At 42.3% G+C, this 23,998-nt stretch carries 23 protein-coding genes, 4 tRNA genes and 1 riboswitch; of the genes, 16 read left to right on the top strand and 11 right to left on the bottom strand.

Translation table 11 applies throughout. The features are described from left to right. Window positions 1-329: 329 nt before the first annotated feature. On the bottom strand, window positions 330-2,771 hold the full coding sequence (locus LH29_RS05880) for a TonB-dependent receptor (protein ID WP_045026714.1): 2,442 nt from the start codon (window positions 2,769-2,771) through the stop codon (window positions 330-332). A gap of 42 nt (window positions 2,772-2,813) precedes the next feature. Continuing rightward, a riboswitch (TPP riboswitch) is annotated at window positions 2,814-2,914 on the bottom strand. Between the two features lie 215 nt (window positions 2,915-3,129). On the opposite strand from LH29_RS05880, the gene LH29_RS05885 reads away from it, so the two are divergent. Beyond that, window positions 3,130-5,829, top strand: a complete 2,700-nt coding sequence (locus LH29_RS05885; protein WP_052670629.1) for an alpha-L-rhamnosidase — start codon at window positions 3,130-3,132, stop codon at window positions 5,827-5,829. On the opposite strand, the gene LH29_RS05890 is transcribed toward LH29_RS05885, so the two are convergent. The 6 genes from LH29_RS05890 to LH29_RS05915 all read right to left on the bottom strand — a co-directional run bounded on the left by LH29_RS05890 (window position 5,830) and on the right by LH29_RS05915 (window position 11,395). Beyond that, complete coding sequence (locus tag LH29_RS05890; protein ID WP_045026717.1) at window positions 5,830-6,249, bottom strand: acyl-CoA thioesterase; 420 nt, start codon at window positions 6,247-6,249, stop codon at window positions 5,830-5,832. 2 nt (window positions 6,250-6,251) lie between these two features. After that, window positions 6,252-7,292 (bottom strand): glycosyltransferase family 2 protein, encoded by a 1,041-nt coding sequence (locus LH29_RS05895; protein WP_045026720.1) that lies wholly within the window; start codon window positions 7,290-7,292, stop codon window positions 6,252-6,254. 3 nt (window positions 7,293-7,295) lie between these two features. After that, window positions 7,296-7,772 carry a hypothetical protein gene (locus LH29_RS23665; RefSeq protein ID WP_052670630.1) on the bottom strand — a complete coding sequence of 159 codons (477 nt, stop codon included), beginning with the start codon at window positions 7,770-7,772 and terminating at the stop codon, window positions 7,296-7,298. A 71-nt stretch (window positions 7,773-7,843) separates the two neighbouring features. After that, on the bottom strand, window positions 7,844-8,641 hold the full coding sequence (locus LH29_RS05905; RefSeq protein WP_045026724.1) for an inositol monophosphatase family protein: 798 nt from the start codon (window positions 8,639-8,641) through the stop codon (window positions 7,844-7,846). Between the two features lie 32 nt (window positions 8,642-8,673). Further along, the gene (mtaB, locus tag LH29_RS05910; protein ID WP_198152350.1) at window positions 8,674-9,978 is read right to left on the bottom strand and encodes a tRNA (N(6)-L-threonylcarbamoyladenosine(37)-C(2))-methylthiotransferase MtaB; all 1,305 of its coding nucleotides are present in this window, start codon (window positions 9,976-9,978) and stop codon (window positions 8,674-8,676) included. A gap of 85 nt (window positions 9,979-10,063) precedes the next feature. Next, window positions 10,064-11,395 carry a PhoH family protein gene (locus tag LH29_RS05915; protein WP_045026729.1) on the bottom strand — a complete coding sequence of 444 codons (1,332 nt, stop codon included), beginning with the start codon at window positions 11,393-11,395 and terminating at the stop codon, window positions 10,064-10,066. Window positions 11,396-11,540: 145 nt separating this feature from the next. On the opposite strand from LH29_RS05915, the gene LH29_RS05920 reads away from it, so the two are divergent. The 7 genes from LH29_RS05920 to LH29_RS05945 all read left to right on the top strand — a co-directional run bounded on the left by LH29_RS05920 (window position 11,541) and on the right by LH29_RS05945 (window position 14,088). Next, entirely contained in the window at window positions 11,541-12,791 is a 1,251-nt protein-coding gene (locus LH29_RS05920) for a bifunctional folylpolyglutamate synthase/dihydrofolate synthase (protein ID WP_232302819.1), read from the top strand. A gap of 100 nt (window positions 12,792-12,891) precedes the next feature. Then, window positions 12,892-12,966, top strand: a tRNA-Val gene (locus LH29_RS05925). Between the two features lie 65 nt (window positions 12,967-13,031). Further along, a tRNA-Val gene (locus LH29_RS05930) sits at window positions 13,032-13,106 on the top strand. A 43-nt stretch (window positions 13,107-13,149) separates the two neighbouring features. Then, window positions 13,150-13,218, top strand: a tRNA-OTHER gene (locus tag LH29_RS05935). Window positions 13,219-13,373: 155 nt separating this feature from the next. Then, complete coding sequence (locus LH29_RS23670) at window positions 13,374-13,619, top strand: GIY-YIG nuclease family protein (protein WP_052670737.1); 246 nt, start codon at window positions 13,374-13,376, stop codon at window positions 13,617-13,619. Next, window positions 13,610-13,686: transfer RNA gene (locus LH29_RS05940), tRNA-OTHER, on the top strand. Before LH29_RS23670 ends, LH29_RS05940 begins: the two co-directional genes overlap by 10 nt. 156 nt (window positions 13,687-13,842) lie before the next feature. Then, the gene (locus tag LH29_RS05945; RefSeq protein WP_045026735.1) at window positions 13,843-14,088 is read left to right on the top strand and encodes a GIY-YIG nuclease family protein; all 246 of its coding nucleotides are present in this window, start codon (window positions 13,843-13,845) and stop codon (window positions 14,086-14,088) included. A 209-nt stretch (window positions 14,089-14,297) separates the two neighbouring features. Here LH29_RS05945 and LH29_RS05950 read toward each other — a convergent pair whose 3' ends face one another. From LH29_RS05950 to LH29_RS05965, 4 genes are all read right to left on the bottom strand, one after another. After that, complete coding sequence (locus tag LH29_RS05950; protein ID WP_045026738.1) at window positions 14,298-14,834, bottom strand: glutathione peroxidase; 537 nt, start codon at window positions 14,832-14,834, stop codon at window positions 14,298-14,300. 112 nt (window positions 14,835-14,946) lie between these two features. Next, a complete protein-coding gene (locus tag LH29_RS05955; RefSeq protein WP_045026740.1) occupies window positions 14,947-15,558 on the bottom strand; it encodes a hypothetical protein in 612 nt (203 codons plus the stop codon). A gap of 119 nt (window positions 15,559-15,677) precedes the next feature. Further along, window positions 15,678-16,877, bottom strand: coding sequence for a SpoIIE family protein phosphatase (locus LH29_RS05960; protein WP_045026743.1), 1,200 nt, complete (start codon window positions 16,875-16,877; stop codon window positions 15,678-15,680). Beyond that, window positions 16,855-17,787 (bottom strand): PAS domain-containing protein, encoded by a 933-nt coding sequence (locus LH29_RS05965; RefSeq protein ID WP_045026746.1) that lies wholly within the window; start codon window positions 17,785-17,787, stop codon window positions 16,855-16,857. The genes LH29_RS05960 and LH29_RS05965 overlap by 23 nt, the downstream gene beginning before the upstream one ends. 235 nt (window positions 17,788-18,022) lie before the next feature. Between LH29_RS05965 and LH29_RS05970 the strand changes: the two genes are divergently transcribed. From LH29_RS05970 to LH29_RS06005, 8 genes are read left to right on the top strand one after another with little or no spacing between them, the layout of a single operon-like run. Then, entirely contained in the window at window positions 18,023-18,367 is a 345-nt protein-coding gene (locus tag LH29_RS05970) for a hypothetical protein (protein ID WP_045026749.1), read from the top strand. Then, entirely contained in the window at window positions 18,367-18,777 is a 411-nt protein-coding gene (locus tag LH29_RS05975) for an ATP-binding protein (protein ID WP_045026751.1), read from the top strand. Before LH29_RS05970 ends, LH29_RS05975 begins: the two co-directional genes overlap by 1 nt. Further along, window positions 18,777-20,147: a [Fe-Fe] hydrogenase large subunit C-terminal domain-containing protein gene (locus tag LH29_RS05980; protein ID WP_082063434.1), complete on the top strand. Its 1,371-nt coding sequence runs from the start codon at window positions 18,777-18,779 to the stop codon at window positions 20,145-20,147. The genes LH29_RS05975 and LH29_RS05980 overlap by 1 nt, the downstream gene beginning before the upstream one ends. Then, window positions 20,134-20,466 (top strand): DRTGG domain-containing protein, encoded by a 333-nt coding sequence (locus tag LH29_RS05985; protein WP_045026755.1) that lies wholly within the window; start codon window positions 20,134-20,136, stop codon window positions 20,464-20,466. The genes LH29_RS05980 and LH29_RS05985 overlap by 14 nt, the downstream gene beginning before the upstream one ends. 4 nt (window positions 20,467-20,470) lie before the next feature. Then, a complete protein-coding gene (locus LH29_RS05990; protein WP_045026756.1) occupies window positions 20,471-21,211 on the top strand; it encodes a PHP domain-containing protein in 741 nt (246 codons plus the stop codon). Beyond that, entirely contained in the window at window positions 21,208-21,756 is a 549-nt protein-coding gene (locus tag LH29_RS05995) for an ATP-binding protein (protein ID WP_045026758.1), read from the top strand. The genes LH29_RS05990 and LH29_RS05995 overlap by 4 nt, the downstream gene beginning before the upstream one ends. Before the next feature lie 19 nt (window positions 21,757-21,775). Further along, on the top strand, window positions 21,776-22,171 hold the full coding sequence (locus LH29_RS06000; RefSeq protein WP_045026760.1) for a (2Fe-2S) ferredoxin domain-containing protein: 396 nt from the start codon (window positions 21,776-21,778) through the stop codon (window positions 22,169-22,171). 17 nt (window positions 22,172-22,188) lie between these two features. Beyond that, on the top strand, window positions 22,189-23,982 hold the full coding sequence (locus tag LH29_RS06005) for an NADH-quinone oxidoreductase subunit NuoF (RefSeq protein ID WP_045026761.1): 1,794 nt from the start codon (window positions 22,189-22,191) through the stop codon (window positions 23,980-23,982). Window positions 23,983-23,998: the final 16 nt, after the last annotated feature.

A 23,998-nucleotide genomic window follows, 5' to 3' on the forward strand; every position in this document is an offset into this window, starting at 1 on the left:
CGTACCTGTACGATAGCACTTTTGTGTTTAAAAAACCACTTGCGAAGAGCTACGATAGCACTTTTGAGTCCAATTTGTTGCTAGCGTAGAGCTACGATAGCACTTCTGTCATCAATTTAATACTGGCGTAGGGCTTCCGTAGTAATTTTGTCTGCAATACGGGGGCGTTAAATTTCTGCACGATATGTTTTGTGATTGTTTTGCTGCTTTTGTGGTTTTGCAACGGGGGGTAAACCTCAAATTGACAGATAAAAAAATAACGATTGCAGAACCGACCGTTAAATCAGCATTCTGCAATCGTTAATCTTCAATCTTTATTCTGGTGTGTCTTAAAACGTAAAGTCTATTCCGAACATGAAGTGTACACCGGCTTGCGGATAATAACCATCCATTTTATAACGCTCGTTACCAAGCAGGTATGGGTAAACCCATGCATTGGTTTCATATTCCACATCAAACAGGTTGTTAGCCATAAAATGCAGCGAAATCTCATCAAACAGATTCGTTTTAAAGGTGTAATCCGCTTTCAGGTGGTTTACAAAATATGCATCCAGCATACGGTCGTCGCTCGATGTGTTGTCGATGTACTGATCACCAACATACTGCGAAACAAAGGAGATGCTAAAATGCTCTCCGGGAGTGTAAACAAACTGGCTGTTGGCAATTACATTCGGAGAGAATGCCAAATCGGTAGTTCCCAAATCAAATGCATCTTGTCCCCAGGTGTCCCAGTTGTCAACGTATTCAGTAAAATCTTTAATCTTGTTAATGCTTAAAGTGGTGTTACCGTTCCATTGAAAATCGGTGGCAATTTGTACGCCCGCCTGTAATTCAATTCCGGTGCGGTAACTCTTATCAACATTAACCATAATTGCCGAACCCACATCGTTGATCTGTCCGGTTACCACCAACTGGTCTTTGTAGTTCATAAAATAGAAGTTGGCTCCCAACGAGAATTTCGATGAAGCATAGTTGTATCCCAGCTCCCAGTCGTGCAATGTTTCGTGCACCGGTGGCTCGTTACCTTCCGGGTAATCGACAAAAGCAGTGCGGTTCGGTTCGCGGTTGGCCACTGCAAACGACAGGTATAAATCCTGGTTGTCGGCCACCTGATAGAATATACCAAGCTTTGGGTTAAAGAAATTGAAGTCGTGATCCTGGTCAAGATTACGAAGATCGTCGTCGATTCCTTCAATGGTGTAATCAATCCGGCGGTATTGCAGGTCGGCAAATAAATTCAGCTTTTCAGCTACCTGCCAGTTGTATTTCGCGTAAACGTTAAAGTCTTTTTTCAAACCAGTGCCGCGGTACCATTCGTGGTTAAAATCGGCTTCGCCCAGGTACTGCGCCCAAATTACATTTCCATAGTGACGGCCATCGTACACATTGTAGCCACCGCCCAGCGTAAAATCGCTGTTGTTATTATTGTAGTTCAGCGAGTAGGTAAATCCGTAAAAATCGTTGTCGAGCCACTTGCGGTTGATCAAGTCGGTGGTTTCAATCACTTCGTCACCAATTTCAATGTTAGGCAACAGGTAATCGGCCAGGTCTTCGTCGGCTTTGTAGTTCTCGTAATAACCATTACCATAAGTGTAGTGCAGCGAAGCATTTAAATTCAGGTGCGGATTAAATTTATGCGAGAAATGCAACTGGTAATGATCCTGCACATAGTGGTCAACCTGGTTTTCGTAGGTATAATAATTGTAGGTACGGTTATCCGAAGCCATCATGTGGTCAACTTCTTCCTGAGTCATTAGCCAGTGGTCGGCATACTGCTGCATTCCTGCCATATCGTTGTTCAAGCGAACAGAAGGTACACCGTACCAGGCCTGGTAGGTTTCTTCGTAGCCGGAAAATACATTCACTTTTAGTATGGTGTTTTCCGAGTAATAACCGCCTGAAATAAAGTACGATTTCAGATCGGAACTGGCGCGGTCGATAAATCCATCGGACGTAACCTTTGACAAACGAACATCGAAAGTAAAATGATCGTTGATCAGTCCTGTTCCTGCCGAAACGGTGTTTTTGAACGTATTGAATGTTCCGGCAGCGGTTTTATACGAACCGTATGCTTCTTTGTTCAGCGAATTGGTTTGCAGGTTTATACTGGCACCAAAAGCTGCAGCACCGTTTGTCGATGTTCCCACACCACGCTGAATCTGTACATTCTCCAGCGATGAAGCCATATCCGGCTGGTCCACAAACCATGTTCCGTGCGATTCTGCATCGTTCAACGGAATACCGTTCACACTCACATTAATCCGGTTCAAATCGGTACCACGCACACGGAAATTGGTGTAACCCACTCCGGCACCGGCGTCAGAAGTTGTAACAAACGAAGGTGTAAGGTTCAGCAGGAAGGGAATGTCTTGCCCCATGTTACGTTTGGCAATTTCGTCGCTGCTTACGTTGCTGTAGGCTACCGGTGTTTTATTGCCTGCACGAGTTGCAGAAATCAACACTTCATCGGTCATAATAACATTGGGTTTCAGGTCAACGGCAATGTTTTTACTGGCTGAAAGTTGCAGGTCGATCTTTTGAGGTTCAAAACCGATAAACGAAACCAGCAGGGTGTAATCGCCGGGTTTCAGGTTTTTTAATTCAAAACTTCCGTTGGCCTTGGTCGATACGCCATAAAACGATTTTTCGATTACCACGCTGGCACCGGCCAAAGTTTCTCCATCTCCTTTAACAACACCTGTTAAATTAATTTGCCCGAAAGCAATTACTGCCATAATTTGCAACAGCAGCACTAAACTAAGTCTTTTCATTTTTTTTGAAAAATTGGTTAAAAACTAACCAATGAGGTAGGACTTTATCCTTTTCGCTCTCCCTACGCCGGTGCTAACCGGATCAGGTTCATTGAGTATAATCTCAGTCCCGAAGTTTAATCGGGACACCCCATTGCGTAAATGTCGGGTCAAAGTTATAATGGATTTTTAAACCAACAAAATTAGGCTTAGAGAAAAGGTGAAATTCGTATTTTATTAATAAATGCCTTAACACTTCATCGATGTGATTTATTTAAGTGTATCGGCATAATTAATTTGGAATGCAGTATTCAACTCAATAATAAATTAGCAATATTTGTGGTTGCATGATTTTTTTTATGACTTAAACCAACTGAAAATGAAGATTCGGGTAGTAGCATTTTTCATTCTGTTATCAATTAGTAATTATTTGATTGCTCAAACACATGGGGAATCAGTTTCCAATCTTCGATGCGAGTATTTGCATAATCCGCTCGGAGTAGATTCGGCACAGCCCCGCTTGTCGTGGAGGTTAAATGATACGGAATTAGGAGCAAAGCAGGTAGCATTTGAGCTGCTGGTTTCTACCGATTCGTTAAACATAGTCAATGGTGAAGGGGATGTGTGGAATTCCGGGAAAACGACGTCAGACAAAATTCTTACGCGTTATGCAGGAGAGAAGCTGCGGCCTTTTACTCGTTATTTTTGGTCGGTATCGGTATGGAACAATCGAAATGAAAAAGTCTCTTCTCCGGTGGCTTCATTTGAAACAGGAATGATGGGCGTGGAGAACTGGACCGGATCATGGATCAGCGATGATAAGGATATTCACGAAAAGGCTGCCCCTTATTTTCGGAAAGAGTTCAAACTGGAGAAAAAAGTAAGCCACGCCAGAATTTATATTGCAGCTGCCGGTTTGTATGAGCTTTCTATTAATGAGGAGAAAGTTGGTAACCATGTGCTGGATCCTGGTTATACACGTTTCGATCGCCGTAATTTATATGTAACACACGATGTAACCAATGAACTAAAAAATGGCGAAAATGCCTTGGGTATTTTGCTCGGAAACGGCTGGTATAACCATCAGTCAACTGCTGTTTGGTACTTCCATAAGGCCCCGTGGAGAAATCGTCCTGCCTTTTGTTTGGATCTGCACATTACATACGAAGACGGTACAAAAGAGATTATTACTTCCGGAAAAGACTGGAAAACATCACTTAGCCCGGTAGTTTTTAACAGTATTTACACCGCCGAACATTATGATGCCCGTTTGGAGCAACCCGGCTGGTGTTCACCCGGTTTTGACGATTCAGAATGGAATGATGTAATTTACCGTGCTGCGCCATCTCAAAATATAGTGTCGCAAATGATGCATCCCATCCGGCATGTGGAAAAGATTGTACCCCAAAGTATTTCTCAGTTAGATGATACAACATTTGTATTCGATTTGGACCGAAATATTGCCGGGGTTAGTGCCATCACACTAGCCGGTGAAGAAGGAACCATTGTGCGACTAAAACACGGCGAACGTTTGTATGAGAACGGACACGTCGACTTATCAAATATTGATGTTCATTACCGGCCTGTTGATGATTCCGATCCTTTTCAAACGGATATATACATACTAAACGGGAAAGGTGAGAAAACTTTTATGCCGCGTTTTAACTACAAAGGATTTCAGTATGTTGAGGTAACTTCAAATAAACCAATAAATATCAGTAAAGAAAGCCTGGTGGCTTATTTTATGCATAGCGATGTTCCCGAAAGTGGCGAATTAGTGACCACTAATCCGACATTAAATAAGATTTGGGAGGCCACTAATAATTCCTATTTGTCGAATTTGTTTGGTTACCCAACTGATTGTCCTCAGCGGGAGAAAAATGGCTGGACCGGCGATGCACATATTGCCATTGAAACAGGCTTATACAGTTTTGACGGGATAACGGTTTACGAAAAGTGGCTGGCCGACCACCGGGACGAGCAGCAGCCAAATGGCGTTTTGCCGTCGATAATTCCTACTGATGGTTGGGGATACGAGTGGGGAAACGGCCCTGACTGGACCAGCACCATTGCGCTTATTCCCTGGAATATTTACCTTTTTTACGGCGACGCATCGTTGTTGGAATCGTGTTATGAAAACATCAAACGTTATGTCGACCACATTACGCAAATTAGTCCTTTGGGAACAACCACCTGGGGTTTGGGCGACTGGGTTCCTGTTAAATCCAAATCGCCGGTTGAGTTAACTTCTACCTGTTACTATTATGCCGATGCTGTTATCCTGTCGGAAGCCGCTAAACTGTTCAATAAACCGGCAGATGCCAATAAATATTCAGCTTTGGCAGCAGAAATAAAACAAGCTTTCAATAACAAATTTTATCACCCGGAAACAGGTATATACGCCAGCGGAACTCAAACCGAATTAAGCGCACCGCTTTATTGGGGATTAGTGCCTGAGCAGGAAAAGGAACGGGTAGCCGAAAACCTTGCCAGAAGAGTTGAGGCCGATCAATTTCATTTAGATGTAGGTTTGTTGGGGCAAAAATCAATATTAAATGCGTTGAGTGAAAATGGATATGCCGAAATAGCCTACAAAATTGCTGCACAGGAAAGCTATCCGTCGTGGGGATGGTGGATTGTGAATGGTGCAACAACACTGTTGGAAAACTGGGATATACATGCACAGAACGATATTTCGATGAACCACATTATGTTTGGAGAAATTGGTGCGTGGCTGTACAAGGGATTAGGGGGAATATATCCTGATCCGAACAATCCGGGATTTAAAAATGTGATTCTGAAACCTGCTTTTATATCAACGCTTGAAGGTGTTGATATTTCGCATCAGTCGCTTTATGGCGAAATAAAGTCTGCCTGGAAACACGAGGGTAAATCGGTAGTTTATTCGGTGACTGTTCCTGCCAATTCTTCTGCCGACTTTTATATTCCTGAAGGTTATGAAATACAAAAAAGCAGTGACGCAGTAACAGGGAAGAAGATAAATTTACTTTTAGCCAATGATGGCACTTGTAAATTACAAGCCGGAAATTATTTGATTGAGTTGTTTGAAAAGAAATAGCTACAAATCGGGCAGGTAATATTTGTTAAAATTCTCTCTGTATTTTACAAACTTACGTGAAGGACGTTGTGTGGCGCGGTCGATGAACAAAACTTTTTGTTGCGCGGTAGAGCAGATTTCACCTTTTTCGTTGCGGAAACGGAATTTAAAGTTTGCCGATACATTAAAGATCTCTGAAACCCACACTTCAACATGCACTTCGTTACTCAGGAAAAATGGCTTTTTGTACTGAATGTTTGTTTCTGTGATGATGGGCAAAATATCGTCTTCGACAGCAATTTGAGTAATCGACAAACCCATTGCTTCGATGAGTTTTACCCGGGCGTTTTCCAGCCATTGCACGTAAATAATGTTGTTTACGTGGCCAACAAAATCAATGTGATAAGTATAAACGGGTTCCTGAAATTTTAATTTTTGCATGTTTATTCCGGCTTAAAATTTAGTTCGGCAAAGTTATGTTTTTTCTGTACAAAGAACTTCCACATAATACTTTTTGGGTAAATCTGTTTGTGATTGTTAACGCTTGCCAACTTTAGCAATTCCTTTCTTTTTTTGCGAAGTGCCGAAAGGTTTTTGTAAAAATCGCGATGTGCTTTTGCCACGGCACCGAAAGCTTTAAACTCTGCCCCCAGCAGAAACTTGGCAGCAGCAACGCCATCTAAAATCATTCGCGTTAAGAAGATGGGCAGGAACTTCTTTTTCGGCAGGTTTTTAAATAGCATGTAAAGGTTGTTGCGAAAGTTGAGATACACCTTTTTCGGGTTTCCGTATTCGAGGCTCCCGCCACCCAAATGATAAACTACGCTGCGTGGTTCGTATACAATTTTAAAGCCCTGGTTTTTCCAGCGCCAGCACAAATCAATTTCTTCCATGTGTGCCCAGAAATCGGCATCAAGGCCGCCCGAGTTTTTTAAAGCTTCTGCTCTCACAAACATACATGCTCCGCTTGCCCAAAATATTTCGCCCGGCTTATCGTATAGATTTTCATCTTTTTCTACGTGATCAAGAATACGGCCACGACAAAACGGATAACCAAACTTATCAATAAAACCTCCGGCTGCACCGGCATATTCAAAAAGTTCGGGTTCGTTAAAACTCAAAATTTTGGGCTGAACGGCAACAACTTTTTCATCCTGTTCAAATTGATCGATGCAAGGTTGAATCCAGTTTTCTTCCACTTTAACATCCGAATTCAGCAACACAAAATAGTCGGCCTCAATTTGATTTAGAGCGACATTGTAGCCTTTAGCAAAACCGTAATTTTCTTTGAGGTCGAGTAAGGTTACTTCCGGGTAATTGGCAGCAAGAAATTCCAGCGAATGATCAGTCGATCCGTTGTCGGCAACAATTACCTCAATATTTTCGCCTTTTGAATGTTCGATTACAGATGGGAGATAATCGGGGAAAAGTTTTACCCCGTTCCAGTTTAAAATAACTATGGCAATCTTTTTGTTTTTGCTCATAAATCAGCTCAAAAGTAGTTTTGCGATCAGCAAAGAAAGGTTTTCTTTGTCAAGATTTTCAAGAATTTCGCCGATTTTTTTCGCTCTCTCTTTTTCGTCTGATTTTATCAAAGCATCAATTTCTTTCACCTGTTTTCCGGTTAATTCGTCCTGCAGCAATTCCCAAAGTTTTTGCGGTTCTTCTTCTCCTTCCGGCAGTCCCAGTGTTTCCAATTCAAGAATAGTAGCTTCCAGAATTTCGCTGGCACGCATTTTTACCGGGTCTTTGTCTTTTGTTTTTCCGGCAGCAGCTGTGTCGCGCAGGCTCCAGCTCGAATAATCGTAATGCAGGTCCTGAATGAGTTTCAGCTTCGAATTGTCTTTCCCGAAAATACGTTCCAAAAAAATAAGGGTGTGCGTTTTCCAGGCATCGAGATCGAATTTCTTTTCGTCTAATTTAGCCAGCTGCTCCCGAAGAATTGCAATTTGTTTTTCTGCCATGGTATTTTGTTTTCTGCAATTTACAAATTTTACCACAGAGTTTACTACGAGAAAACTACCGGGAAAGAAGATTATTTCTCGCCGAGATACTTGTTTACAATTCCAAAGAATTCTGGGAAATAAGCGTTGCTGGCCGAAACAATTTCGCCACCAAACAACCAGTTGTCGCCACCACTAAAATCGGTAGTTTTTCCACCGGCTTGTTGTAAAATAAATACGCCCGCTGCCACATCCCAGGCATGCAGGGCATGTTCGTAAAAAGCATCGAAACGACCGTCTGCAACGTAACACAAGTCGATAGCTGCTGATCCAAAACGACGAATTCCGCGGGTTGATTGCATTAGTTCTTTCATTGCTCCAATGTACTCATCCACTTTGTCGAAATCGTAATATGGAAATCCTGTGGCAATCAGTGTGTCTTCCGATTTTGAACGTTTTGCTGTTTCAATGATCTCTTCGTTGCAGTACGCCGGGCCACCTTTCCACGAATAAAACATCTCGTCGGCGCCAATTTCATATACAACGCCCAATACTAATTCGTTGCCTTCGGCCAAAGCAATACTAACCGAATGCGGTGCCAATCCGTGCAGGTAGTTGGTTGTACCATCCAGCGGATCGACAAACCAGGTGTATTTTTCGTTATTTGATTCGGCAGTTCCTTCTTCGGCAACAAAACCGGCTTCGGGAAGCAGCTCTTTTAAAGCATCAACAATTTGTTTTTCTGCCGTTTTATCAACGTAGGTTACCAAGCTGGCAACACTTTTAATCTCAATATTTTTCTCGGTAATCTTTTTTTGTTCTCCACGAATAAAATTACCTGTGCTGTGGGCAATATTTTGTACCTGAAAACAAAGTTCTTTGTAATCCATCTTTAGCTGTTTTGCACAAAAGTATTGAAAAATCAGGCGTTGAATTCTACCGCAACGTTACCGTTTGGCAGAATTGACTTTAATTTTACGCTGCCCAGCTTATTTACCAGTTCTTCCTGAAAAGGCACCTCCACTTTAATATAGTTTTCGGTGAAACCATGCATGTTATCCTGGCTTTTCTGCGCCTCGAATAGTGCTGTTTGTGATGAGCCTATGTGTTTTTCGTAGAAAGCACGTAGCTTTTTCTCCGACAGGTTGATGTATTTCTGCGTACGGTTTTTACGTTCTTCCACATCTACTTTCCACGGAATTTTCAATGCCTGCGTTCCACTTCTTTCCGAGTAGGTGAAAGCGTGCAGTTGCGAAATCTCCAAACTATTGAGGAAGTCGAACGATTCCTGGAAATACTTTTCGGTTTCGCCATTGGTGCCGGCAATTACATCAACTCCAATAAAAGCATGCGGAACGATTTCGCGAATACGATCCACACGTTTTCGGTACAGGTCGGTAGAATATTTTCGTTTCATCAGCGACAAAATTTCATCAGAGCCCGATTGCAAAGGCAAATGAAAATGCGGCATAATGACTTTCGACCTGGATACCAGTTCTATAATTTCGTCTTTTAACAGGTTGGGTTCGATTGATCCTAAACGCAGTCGTTCGAGGCCCTCTACCTGCTCAAGCGCTTTTAACAAATCAAGAAAATTCTCTCCGGTAGATTTGCCGAAGTCGCCAATGTTTACTCCGGTAAGTATAATTTCTTTGTAGCCTTTCTGAACGGATTTTTGTGCTTCTTTAACCGTATTTACAACATTGTCATTTCTGCTTCGTCCGCGTGCATACGGAATGGTACAAAACGAACAGTAATAATCGCAACCGTCCTGCACTTTCAGGAAACTACGTGTGCGATCGCCCCACGAAAATGCTTTGTGGTAACTTTTTATGTTGGCTAAACGTGTTGTTTTAATTTCGGTGGTTTCGCGTTTTTGCAGATCGCCAAGGTAGTGCGGAATATGAAACTTTTCCTGCGTACCCAGCACCATGTCAACGCCTTCAATGTGTCCTACTTCATCAGGTTTTAACTGCGAGTAGCAACCCACCACAATTACCATGGCATCAGGGTTTTGTTTTACGGCCTTGCGCACAATATTACGACTGGCTTTATCGCCCTGGTTGGTAACCGAACACGTATTAATCACGTACACATCAGCTTTTTCATCAAACTCAACCCGATCAAACCCAACCTCTTTAAAAGAGCCGGCTATGGTCGACGTTTCTGAAAAATTAAGTTTACAGCCTAATGTATAAAAAGCAGCTTTCTTCCCCTTGTAGTCCATCTTGCTATCTTGAATTATTCTAAATAGGCTGCAAAGGTAGAAAAAAGCTGCTTATTGCAAATACTTCTTTATGAATCAATTATTCTTATAACAAGTTACTTGCCAGTTCGGCCAAATAACTACGTTCGCCTTTCACCAAATTAATGTGTGCAAACAATTCCTGGTTGCGCATGCGGTCTACCATGTAGGCCAAACCGTTCGATTTCATATCGAGGTAAGGCGAGTCGATCTGCCACAAGTCGCCGGTGAAAACCATTTTTGTTCCTTCGCCGGCACGTGTAATAATGGTTTTGATCTCGTGCGGAGTAAGGTTTTGTGCCTCGTCGATAATAAAAAAGGCGTTCGATAAACTTCTACCACGAATGTATGCCAGCGGAGTGATGTTCAGCCTTTCTTCCTTCACCATTTCTTCAATGAGCTGATACTCGTTGCTTCGAGGGTTAAAAGTATGTTTAATTACAGCCAGGTTATCGAATAACGGCTGCATGTACGGATTGATCTTTTCGTTGGCATCGCCGGGCAGATAACCAATGTCGCGGTTACTTAATGCCACAATCGGACGGGCCAAAAGTATCTGTTCATACTGGCGGTGTTGTTCAATTGCGGCAGCCAAAGCAAGCAAGGTTTTTCCCGTTCCTGCTTTTCCGGTAAGTGCTATCAGCCTTACTTCCGGATCCATCAGCATGTTCAAACTAAAAGTCTGTTCGGCATTTCGTGGTTTTATGCCATAAGCTGATTTTTTCTCTACGCGGTAAATGCGCTCAGATTTGGCGTCGTAACGCGCCAATGCGCTCGACTGGTTGCCTCTGAAAATGTAACATTCGTTGGCATCGGGATTAAAACCTTTTACATCGGCTTTTGCAAATGAACCCTGTTGATAAAGCTGGTCGATAACCACATCATCAAAATTATCGAAGGTAGTGATGGTTTTGTCCAGCACATTCTCATCGGTAACCTGGTCGGTTTTGTAATCTTCAGCCTGAATTCCCAGCGACTTGGCCTTCATCCGAAGGTTAATGTCTTTACTGATCAGAACCGTTTTCCGACGCGGATACGTCTTTGCGGTAAAATCAGCAATAGCCAGGATTCTATGATCGGGAATATCCTCACGAAACGAAGCTTTTAACTCATCCGAGAATGGTTTTCCCGTTTCAATTCGTAACCGGCCTTTTCCTACACCAAGCGATTTCCCGCCGTTAAAAATGTCATCTCCAACAATTTCATCGAGCACCCGGGTAAATTCGCGTGCCTGAAAGTTGATAAGGTCGTTTCCTCGTTTAAACTTATCCAGCTCCTCGAGTACTGTAATCGGAAGGATAATGTCGTTATCCTGGAACTGGTAAATACATGTGTGATCGTGTAAAATTACGTTCGTATCAAGAACGAAAATTTTACTCTTTTTGGTTTTACTCAGCATATATAAATGATTTGTTCTAAATGTATATAATTTCGTCAGAAATCGGGGCTGATGCGCCAAAAATTAATAAACTTGCACCAGTTAATAAATATTGAATTCATTGGATTACAAAGCTACTTTAGACTACATGTTTAGTCAGTTGCCTATGTTTCAGAGAACTGGGCCTGCTGCCTATAAAAATACCCTGGAAAATACTTTGAAACTGGATGAAAATTATGGTCATCCGCACCGAAAGTACCGAACAATCCACGTTGCCGGAACAAATGGGAAAGGATCGGTTTCGCATATGCTGGCATCGGTGCTTCAGGCGGCCGGGTACAAAACAGGTTTATATACTTCGCCACACCTTAAAGATTTTCGGGAACGCATAAAAATTAATGGACAGATGATGCCGGAATCGGCAGTGGTTGATTGGGTAAGTAATTTTAAAGCTAACAACGAATTGTGGAAAATTCAGCCTTCGTTCTTCGAACTGACGGTAGCTATGGCATTCGATTATTTTGCCGATCAGGAAATTGATGTGGCTGTAATGGAAGTGGGGCTTGGCGGACGGCTCGATTCTACCAATATTATTACGCCCGATGTAAGTATTATTACCAATATTGGGTTGGATCATACCAATCTGCTCGGAGATACTTTGGAGAAGATTGCCGGCGAAAAAGCCGGGATAATAAAATCGGGTGTTCCGGTGGTGATTGGAACTACACAACCTGAAACTGCTCCGGTTTTTAATGCCAAAGCGCAAGAGCTTGATACTTCAATTTATTTCTCCGACCAGGAATACAACGTTGCCTATTCGCTGTTGAGAATGGATGGCAAACAACAACTGAATGTGGCAAAGAATGGGAAAGATGTTTATCCTGAATTGGTATTGGATTTATTGGGTCAATACCAGCATAAAAATATTCCGCCCGTATTAAAAGCTGTTGACCTTTTAAATGAGAAGGGGTATAAAATAACAGAAGATAATTTACGCGCAGCACTTGCAAGTGTGGTTGCAACTACCGGCTTGCTGGGGCGCTGGCAGGTAATTGGCAATAATCCGTTAACAGTTTGCGATACCGGGCATAATGAAGACGGAATAAAGTCGATTGTTGAGCAGTTGAAAAATACAGCTTACAAGAAGTTGCATTTTATTTTTGGCACTGTTGGCGATAAAGATCCGGGGAAAGTTTTGGCACTTTTGCCCAAACATGCAAAATATTATTTTGTAAAAGCTGATATTGCCCGGGCCATGGATGCGGAAGAGCTGGCAAACAGAGCAAAAGACTTTGGGTTGGTTGGCGAAGTTTATCCATCAGTAAACGAGGCATATAAGAAAGCACAGCGTGTTGCGGATAAAACGGATATGATATTTGTTGGGGGCAGTACATTTGTAGTAGCGGAAGTACTTTGAGAAAATTCTTGAAAAAACTTTTGCAGAACTAAAAATAGGTTTTATATTTGCAGCGCCTTACTGAAAAGGGGGCGCGTTCAGAAACAGAAATAAGCATATTGGGGGGTTAGCTCAGTTGGTTCAGAGCACCTGGTTTACACCCAGGGGGTCACTGGTTCGAATCCAGTACTCCCCACAAAAGAGGTTAATTTCGGTTGACCTCTTTTTTAATGTGTTTCGCTGTTAATGTTTAAAATATTTGGGGGGTTAGCTCAGTTGGTTCAGAGCACCTGGTTTACACCCAGGGGGTCACTGGTTCGAATCCAGTACTCCCCACAAAAAGAAAGGTCGACGTTTGTCGGCCTTTTTTGTTTTAAAATACTCAGTTGGTTCAGAGCATCCCGATGTTTTATCGGGAGGGTCACTGGTTCGAATCCAGTAGTTCCCACGAAAAAAAGGTCGACGTTAGTCGGCCTTTTTTGTTTTCAAAAATCTCAGTTGGTTCAGACCCTCCCGATTTGCATCGGGAGGGTCACTGGATGGAATCAATTACTCCCTGCAAGAATAGTCGACATTTGGATCGCTTTTTTGTATTTTAACCTCATGTATTATTGTTACATAATATATTCTCAAAAATTGGACAAATTCTATATCGGTTCTACAGCTGATCTCGAAGGCCGATTGCAACGCCATAATACTTCAAATACAGGATTCACTTCAACCGGGAAACCATGGGAGTTAAAATATTATGAAACCTTTGATGAAAAAAGTGATGCAATGAAACGCGAGATGCAACTTAAAAAATGGAAAAGTAGAAATGCAATTTTGAAATTAATAGCGGAGTTTTAGCTCATTTGGTTCAGAGCATCCCGATGTTTTATCGGGAGGGTCACTGGTTCGAATCCAGTAGTTCCCACGAAAAAAAGGTCGACGTTGGTCGGCCTTTTTTGTTTTCAAAAATCTCAGTTGGTTCAGAGCATCCCGATGTTTTATCGGGTGGGTCACTGGATGGAATCAATTACTCCCAGCAAGAATAGTCGACATTTGGTTCGTTTTTTTGTATTTTAACCTCATGTATTATTGTTACATAATATATTCTCAAAAATTAGATAAATTCTATATTGGTTCTACTGGAGATGTGGAAGGACGTTTACAGCGACATAATACCTCGAATAAAGGATTCACCTCAACCGGGAAACCATGGAAGTTAAAATATTTTGAAGCCTTTGAGGAAAAAAGTGATGCAATGAAACGCGAAGCGCAGCTTAAAAAGTGGAAAAGCAGGGATGCAATTTTGAAATTGATAGAGGAGTTTTAGCTCAGTCCCGATAAAACAGAAATCTATGATTTCATTTTTTATCGAGGATGCTCGAAAATTTAAGAAATCAAAGTTTAAAGGTTTTCGGCATTGGTTCAGGGCATCCCGATCTGCATCGGGAGGGGTCACTGGTTCGAATCCAGTAGTTCCCACGAAAAAAAGGTCGACATTTGTCGACCTTTTTTGTTTAGTTATATAAATTACTGCAATTAATTCGTAATCCAGCTGATGATTTTAGCATCATCAGGTTTTACTTTGGGTTCAATTACCTCAACTAATTTTCCGTTTTCGTCGATCAGGTATTTTTGAAAGTTCCAGCCAACTTCCGAATCCTGTTTTCCGTTTTTACTCTTCTGAGTCAGCCACTGATAAACCGGATGCATATCATCGCCTTTCACCGAAATTTTCGACATCATGGGAAAAGTAACTCCATAGTTCATCTCGCAAAATTCAACAATTTCGGCGTTGCTCTTGGGTTCCTGGTTGGCAAAATTATTGGCCGGAAACCCGATAATAACAAAATCATCGCCACCATATTGCTCAAAAACACTTTGTAGTTGTTCAAACTGCGGAGTCAGTCCACATTTCGATGCGGTGTTTACAACCAATACTTTTTTTCCTTTCAATGTGGAAAGGTCGAAATCTTTTCCTTCAATATCTTTAACCGTAAAATCGTGCAGCGAACTTTGTCCAAAAGCTGTGATTACAGCTAAAAGTAATACGTTTATAAAAATTAGCTTTTTCATATTTTTTTCTTTTTTACATCTAAAGAACAGCCGGAATGCCTAAAAGTTTGTGTGGAGTTGTAAATGAGAATGATAAATGGGGTAGCGAAAAAGATATTTGTGATGAATTCTCCTACTTATTTTTCTTTTTCTCCAATTCCTCGCGGGTTTTAGGTGTAGAAAAATACTCATCCGATTGATCTTTTTTCCAGAGGGTGAAAAGTTTACCGACATTTTCGGAAGGAGAAAAACGGAAAAGGCTTATCGATGAGGCCTCAGAACGCATTAAGCGGTTATTTTCGGTCATGATCACGCTAACCGGATCACTTTCCTCTTCTGCCATACGAAATTTAATAGGTGGGTTATATTCCTGCATAAAAGCAAGGTTTTGTTCAGCCTTGTCTAATTCCGAAACCTGTTGGGGCGACACAACAATCTCCGGGATGTCGACATTTTCGGAAACCATCTCCACTTTTGGATTAACAAGCAGCGTGTGCACCGAAACTATTTTTCTGAAATACGAAATGTGCGAAAGTACCAATGAATCGCCTGGCGATACCCATACCGAAAATACACCGTTTTTCTGGCTGATATCTTTGTCGTGGTTGTCAAGATTTACAATATAGACATCACTAATCGGGTTGTCGTTTTGATCCACTATCTGTCCCTGAATTAAAAAACGTTTAATTTGCCCAAACGAAGTCAGAAACAGAATTGAGAATAAGATGGTAAATATTGTTTTCATATCCGGTCTTGTTTTTATTTTGAAAGATTCACTGTTCAAATTATGGGGAAGACCCTCAATAGTAGTACGAAATTCGGACTGCTTTGTTCAAGCTCTTACGGATATTCTTGCTTTTGTTGTTATACGTATTCGATTTTAACCTTCTTAAAGAATTTATGTATCAGTAATTTAACAATGCGTTTTACTACGAATTTCCTAAGTTCAAGTTCCAGCGGTTGTTCCGGATCCTGATGTGCCCAGTTAATACGGGTTCCCACAATAATATCTATGCAGTCGTGCTGCAGCAAAAGTTTCACAATTTCTTCGGGCGGGCTGTCTGTCAGTCGGGTATCGCTGTCGTAATTTTCTAATATTTCTTCCACTTTTCCTAGAGTCAGAATCCCTTCTGTAACCATTTCAAAACCCTGCATTTTAGCTGTTGGCGGTAATTTGTCCAGATTTTTATTGCCGTGTTGAATTTCAACAGTAAGGTCGAGTTCGCGGGCAATGATTTCGGCCGTGGTTCCTCCACAAATGATTTTCTTTCCTTCAAAACCCTGGATGCGGCCAACAAAATCGTAGTCTTTTATTTTGTAAAAAGGCGGACCGGTAATCAGCATAAATTTACGCGGCTCGCGAAAATACATTACGCCGCAACTGGTATCGTCTTTTACCGAAAACTGGTCGTTCATTACCGCCTGGTTAACAATTTTTCGTGCCAGTTTTGTAGCTGAAATATCAGGCATTCGTTTGATCTGGTTTAACGCAAAATCCTCGATATTTTCCATACCCCAGCCCAGCGGGTAGCGTTGGTTTCCAAGGCCCGATTGTGGTACACCGTCCGACATAAAAATTATGCGGTCTTCTTTACGTGCAGTAAATTCCTTGCAATGCAATACTTTGCCCTGGTTTTCCTCGCCCTCGATCGTAAGGTTGTATTCTTTTCCCTGCATGGCAACTCCGTTTCGGAGCACCAGAATTCCGGGGTTGTCGTAATTCACAATTCGCACATGTCCTTCGCCGTCCAGCTCGATTATAGTGAATGTGGCATAACTTTCTTTTCCGTCGCTGCTTTTTGGCAGGGTCTCCATTATTATACGTGCGGCCACTTCGGGTTTGGTGTGCAGCTGCGAATATTTTAATGCCATGGTGGAGGTTAGCGTTGCCAAAACACTTGCTTTAATTCCGTGCCCGATGCCGTCGCTCAATACCAAAATGGTGCGTCCTTCTTCGCGAATAATACTCGACTGAAACACGTCGCCACAGGCAATTTCGCCTTTCGGCCTTTTTTGCTGGAATTCTATTTCAACGTGGTAATCAGGATTTGTCGTCGTTACCATAGCGATAGGTTTCAATTATGGAGTTTAGCAATTCTTCTGTTTCGGCCGCGTTTTCGCCCAGCAGAAAAGCAATTTTCTGTACCGTTTCAATATTTTGTTTGTTGATTTTGCGGGCACGGTTAATAATTTCGTCCTGTACCAGCATTGGCGCCGACATATCGCGGAAAACCACGCCAACCACTTTGTTTTTGTACAGCGTGCGTACCGAAACGTGCATTAGCTTATTGTTGAACTTTAAGTCGCGTTCAGCCAGTTCATCGCCCGATGTAAGAACGCTCGAAATCATTTTGTAAATCAAATCAGGCACCAGTCCTTTAACGTCGGCTCCCGTGAGCCCTGGAATGGTTTCGTACAAATCTTCGGTGTCTTCGCCCATTAGTTTGGCAAAATATTCATTGGAGTCTACTATTTTAAAATTACTGTCCACCATTACAATTCCCGACGATATTTTATGAATCATTTGCGACGAAACCTGCATGGTTTCCTGAGCTTTCTCCAGGCGTTTTTCGGTTTTTTTCAGTTCGGTTATGTCGTTTATCGAACCAACAATTCCAACTATTTTATTCTCATTATCGCGGATCACCGCTTTATTCAAAATAACGTGGTGCGAGGTACCGTCGCCATGGCGTACCTGGGTGTTGTATACCTGCACATCGGGGTTGGCAATCAGCTCCTTATCCTGCGCCAGGTATTTATCGGCCATTTCTTTTACATGGACTTCGTGTAAGGGTTTGCCTAAAATTTGCTCCTTTGTTTTTCCCGTGAATTTTTCGTGTGCGGCATTACACATTTGGTAAACTCCTTCTGTGTCGCGGTAAAAAATCGGTATCGGCAGTGCATCAATAATTTTCTGATGAATTGCCGGGTCTTCAATATTGCCGGTCAGAAATGATTCTTTATCGTAAATCATGTTTCGTTTTTTCAGGTTTTACCACAGAAAAATACACATTTTACAAGGCATATAAAACCACAGGCACTTTATATTTTGGCGAATTGTTTAAAAACAGATTTTTAGAAATCGATTCATCAGAAATAGAGACGAATAGGGCTTGTTTTTATTCATTATAAATTCGGCATAACTTGACTTGTAGCAGTGAAAAAATTATTGGTAGAATTATCTTTGTGCCAAGTTTTAAACGAACCAAGTGAAGTTATCTGAGATTATTGATTTGACCAACGCAAAAGTGGTTGCCGGAGATGCCGAAAAAGACCGCGAATTGCTGAGAGCTTTTAGCTCCGATCTGATGAGCGATGTGTTAACGCTGGATACGGAGCATATACTTTTAATTACAGGACTGACCAATTTGCAAATTGTTCGTACAGCCGAAATGGCCGACATTGAAGTGGTGTTGCTGGCACGCAACAAAACTGCCACCCCCGAAATGATCGAGCTGGCCAACGAAACAGGTCTTGTTCTGCTGGAAACACCCTTTTCTATTTATCGTGCGAGCGGCTTGCTGTTTCAAAACGGTTTAGACCCGGTTTATTAATGAAATTGGAATTTGACATAGCGAGTGGCGATTTTAGCAAGGCAGGAAGAGCTTCGAGCCGAATTAAAAAAATGCTGAAACAATTGCAGGTTGATCCGAAAGTGATCAAACGAATTGTCGTGGCCATTTACGAAGCCGAGGTAAATGTTGTTGCTCACTCTGTTGGAGGAAAAATGCTGGCTGAAATCGACGGAACAGGAATTACAGTAATCGTGCAGGATAACGGCCCCGGTATTGAAGATATTGAAAAAGCAATGCAGGAAGGTTATTCAACTGCTTCCAAAGCCGTGCGAAATATGGGTTTTGGGGCAGGAATGGGATTGCCGAATATTAACCGAAACACCGATGAATTTACGATTGAAAGCGAGTTAGGAGTGGGAACAGTTTTAACTTTCAGAAATAATTTTTAATGATGAAGGTTGTAGAAAAATATCATGCCATAACAGTTGACAAAGATAAATGTACGGGCTGCACGCACTGCATGAAATCCTGTCCAACCGAGGCAATCCGGATACGTGGGGGAGTGGCAAAAATAAATGCTGATCGTTGTGTGGATTGCGGAAACTGCCTGCGCGCATGTCCGGTTGATGCTTTTTATGTGGAGCAGGATAGTTTGGAACAACTGAATAAATACAAATACCGGGTGGTACTTTTCCCGTCGGTAATGATCGGGCAGTTTCCCGAGATTTATACAGAAGGCAAAATTTACGAAGCATTGCTGAAACTCGGTTTTACGCATATTTTTGAGGTGGAACAACCCATCGGATTGCTGATTGATGAGATAAAGCAGGAAGTTCAGAAATCTACCCGTAAACCAATGATTTCATCGTTCTGCCCTGCTATTGTGCGTCTGATACAATCGCGCTATCCATCGCTGGTTGATAACATTGTACCGGTAAAAGCACCTCACGATTTGGCAGCTTGTCATGCCATTGAGCTGTTGGCCAAACAAGGCGTTAAACGCGAAGAAATAGGCACTTTTTATGTGTCGCCCTGTTCGGCAAAGATGGCTGCTGTAAAACGTCCTTTGGGCGAAGAAGTGTCGGCAGTGGATGGCCTGATAAAAATGAGTGATTTGTACAATCACATCATGCGGGTAATTGAAAAAGAAGAAAAAACGGATACGGCTCCCTTACGCAAAAACCTTACACTTGATGGTATTCTGTGGAGTCTTCCGCGTGGCGAAGCAAGGCACTTTAGACGCAACTCGATGGCGGTTGACGGTATACACAATGTGGTTAAAATTCTGGAACGCATGGAAAACGACGAGGTTCCGGTGCTCGATTTTCTGGAACTGAAATCGTGTCACCAGGGATGTGCCGGCGGAATTTTGCTTACCGGAAACCGTTTCTTAACTGTTGAGCGATTACAAAAACGTTCAAAACGTTATCCGCATGCTTCGTCCATCGATGTTTCGGCAGTAAGTTGTCTGGGGATAAAAAATAAAATGAAAGCGGATCCGATTGAACCCAGTTATGTTTTTGCACTCGATCCCGACCGGCTGAAAGCGCTGGAGAAAATGCAGAAAGTAGATCGAATTTTATGTCAGCTGCCGGGAATTGATTGCGGAAGTTGTGGGGCGCCCAACTGCCACGCACTGGCCGAAGATATGGTGCAGGGACAAGCAAAAATGACCGATTGCATTTTCTTGCAAAACAGATATTTAAACGAGAAAAAAATAAACATCGAAAAAGCGACAAAGAACCTGGAAAAAGCCTGGGGGAAAAATCGTTTTGACGCTGACTGTAACAGAAGAGGAGGTAGAAATGAAGGTTTCTGAACTGGTTGAAAAATTTGGATTAAAAGTTTTTTCCGGCGAATCCGGATTAGAGAATGAAATTTCCGGCGGGTACGTTTCCGATCTGCTGAGCGATGTAATGGGAAATGCGCAGGAAGGAGAGGTGTGGATAACACTGCAAACGCACCAGAATGTAATGGCCATTGCCTCGTTGAAGGAGCTGGCAGCAGTGATACTGGTAAAGGGTTTCGAGCCCGAAGAAGACACCCTTGAACGCAGTAACGAAGAGGGGATTCCTGTACTTGGAACCGACAAAGCTACTTTTGAAATGGCAGGTAATTTATACATTACTTTAACCTAATACGATGCAAAAATTCAGGGCCGACCTACATATTCATACCGTACTTTCGCCCTGTGCCGACCTGGAAATGGCTCCGCGTAAAATTGTGGAGCAAGCCCGGGAGGCCGGATTGCATATTATTGGAATCACCGATCATAACTCAACCTTAAATGCTAAAGTAATTCGCGATTTGGCGCGCGAAAAAGGAATACTGGCACTTACCGGTGCCGAAGTTACTACCAAAGAAGAAGTGCACTGCCTGGCATTTTTCGAAAATGATGAAGCTTTGGATAAGTTTCAGCAGTACCTGGAGCAGAATATTACCCGTATCCCAAATCCCGACGGCCACTTTGGTTACCAGCCGGTGGTCGACGAAAACGAAGAGGTGTTGGAGTTGGTTCCGTATTACCTCACATCTGCATTAAAAAAAGGTATTTCGTCGGTTCAAAAGTACGTGTACCAACTGGGCGGTATTTTTATTCTGGCCCATATTAACCGCCCGCTAAACGGATTGTTTAGCCACCTGGGTTTTGTGCCAACCGACCTTGAATTCGATGCCATGGGGATTACCGGAAAAACCAGCGAAAAGCATGTTCGAAAACATTATGATTTAAGTGATAAAATTTCCCTGATTTATAATTCTGATGCTCATTTTTTGGAACAGATTGGCACCCGGTATTCCGTATTTAATATTCACGAATTAACTTTTAGTGAGGTGAAAAAGGCTCTGAATCAGCAGGATGAGCGATTTGTTGAAATCAAATGAAAACACTGTCCGAACATATTCTTGATATTGTGCAGAACTCCGTAAGTGCAAAAGCGACATTGATTGAAATCATAGTTGAGGAGGATAAAATAGCAGATCTTTATTCTTTGGTAATCAGAGACAACGGCTGCGGAATGAGCAAAGAAACGCTGGCCAAAGCCATTAATCCGTTCTTTACATCGCGAACCACCCGAAAAGTGGGTTTAGGCATTCCTCTTTTAAAGCATAATGCCGAGGCGGCAGGGGGCAGTTTTTCCCTCGAATCAGAGCTGAATGTGGGTACTGTTTTAACCGCCCGTTTTCAGCTTTCGAATATCGATCGGCCGCCGTTGGGAGATATATGGGAAACCTTGTACCTGATGTTTTTAAGCTACACCGTTGGAAATTTGGTGTACCAACACAAAACCGAAAAGGGCGGGTTTCAAATAAGTTCCGATGAGTTAAAAGAAGTGCTAGGCGATGTTTCGTATCAGCAAAAGGAAATACGAGAAGGGATATTGGAACTGATAAAAACGAATTTAGAAGAAATAGAAGTAACGAAATAACAATAAATAAAATAGCGATATGACTAAAATTAAATCATTGGCTGATCTTCGGAAGATGAAAGAAGAAGCACAGTCGAAAATCAAACTCAGGGAAAATAGTACAAACCCTGATCAGGTGGTGCAAGTAAAAGTGGGAATGGCCACATGTGGTATTGCATCGGGTGCAAAAGATACCATGAAATATTTTGTGGAAGAACTGGAACAGGAAGCTATTGATGCGGTTGTTACTCAAACCGGTTGCATGGGCTACTGTTATGCTGAACCAACTGTTGAAGTAAAACTACCGGGAAAAGAACCGCTGGTTTACGGACATGTTAACAAAGAAAAGGTTCACGAAATAATTGATAAGTACATAAAACGCGGGGAGCTGGTAGACGGTATAATTCCGGTAAGTTTTAAAACCATTGACGACTAATTACTAAACCTTTAACTATGACTGATTATAAAATGCATCTTTTAATTTGTGGCGGTACCGGGTGTAAAGCTTCGGAAAGCGACGAAATTAAAAACAGGCTAAACCAATTGATTGGTGACCTTGGACTCGCAGATGAAGTTCAGGTGGTGCTGACCGGTTGTTTTGGTTTCTGCGAAAAAGGACCCATTATAAAAGTATTACCCGACAACACTTTTTATGTGCAGGTTACGCCAAACGATGTGGTTGAAATTGTAGAGGAGCACATTGTAAAAGGGCGTCCTGTAAAACGTTTATTATATACCGACCCAAACAGCGCTGAGCAAATCAGCGATTCAAAAGGCATGGATTTCTACAAAAAACAAATCCGTATTGCCTTAAAAAACTGTGGTTTTATCAATCCGGAAAATATTGACGAATATATTGCCCGCGATGGTTACCAGGCTTTGGGAAAATGTTTGTCTGAGCTGACGCCTGAAGAGGTTATTAAAGAGGTGAAAGACTCTGGCTTGAGGGGCCGCGGTGGTGGTGGTTTCCCTACAGGATTAAAGTGGGAGATCACAAAAAATGTAGAGAACGACCAGAAATATGTGGTTTGTAATGCCGACGAGGGCGACCCTGGTGCGTTTATGGACCGCTCGATTTTGGAAGGCGACCCGCACTCGGTGCTGGAGGCAATGGCCATTTGCGGTTATTGTATTGGTGCCGACAAAGGACTGGTTTATATCCGCGCCGAATATCCGCTGGCAATTCAACGCTTAAAAATTGCCATTAAACAAGCCGAAGAGTATGGTTTGATTGGTGATGATATATTAGGAACCGGTTTTAATTTCCATATTGAATTGCGTTATGGAGCCGGAGCTTTTGTTTGTGGCGAAGAAACTGCGCTGATTCATTCCATGGAAGGTTTACGTGGCGAGCCAACTTTTAAACCGCCGTTCCCATCCGTTTCAGGGTATATGGGAAAACCTACCAACGTAAATAACGTGGAGACTTTTGCAAACATTCCGGTTATTCTGAATAAAGGTGCCGAATGGTTCAGTAAAATTGGTACGGAAAAATCGAAAGGAACAAAAGTGTTTGCCCTGGCCGGAAAGATCAACAATGTAGGTTTGATTGAAGTGCCAATGGGAACAACCCTGCGCGAAGTGATTTATGATATCGGCGGTGGTATTAAAGACGGAAAAGAGTTTAAGGCCGTTCAAACCGGAGGACCGTCGGGAGGATGTTTAACGAAAGACTCGTTGGATATTCCAATTGATTACGATAACCTTCTGGCATCTGGTTCAATGATGGGATCGGGTGGAATGATCGTAATGGACGAAAGCGATTGTATGGTTTCTATTGCGAAATTCTATCTGGATTTTACGTTGGAAGAGTCGTGCGGAAAATGTACACCATGCCGTGTTGGAAACAAACGTCTTTACGAGCTGCTGGATAAAATTACCCAGGGAAAAGGAGAAGAACAGGATATTGAGAAGTTGAAAGATTTAAGTGTGGTTATTAAAGATACGGCACTTTGTGGTTTGGGACAGACTTCGCCTAACCCGGTGCTTTCAACCATATCTAATTTCGAACACGAATATAAAGCACACGTACACGACGGTAAATGTCCGGCGGGTCAGTGTAAATCGCTTTTGCGTTACGACATTGTTGAAGATCTGTGTACCGGTTGTACACTTTGTTTCCGCAATTGCCCGGTAGGAGCTATTTCCGGCGAGCGCCGTGCACCACATTTCATCGATCAAACATTGTGTATCAAATGTGGCGTGTGTTTCGAAAAATGTAAATTCAATGCAATAACCCTAACCTAATCAGAAACCTGGAAAT

Origin of the sequence: Draconibacterium sediminis, assembly GCF_000949475.1 — a bacterium.
GTDB lineage: Bacteria > Bacteroidota > Bacteroidia > Bacteroidales > Prolixibacteraceae > Draconibacterium > Draconibacterium sediminis.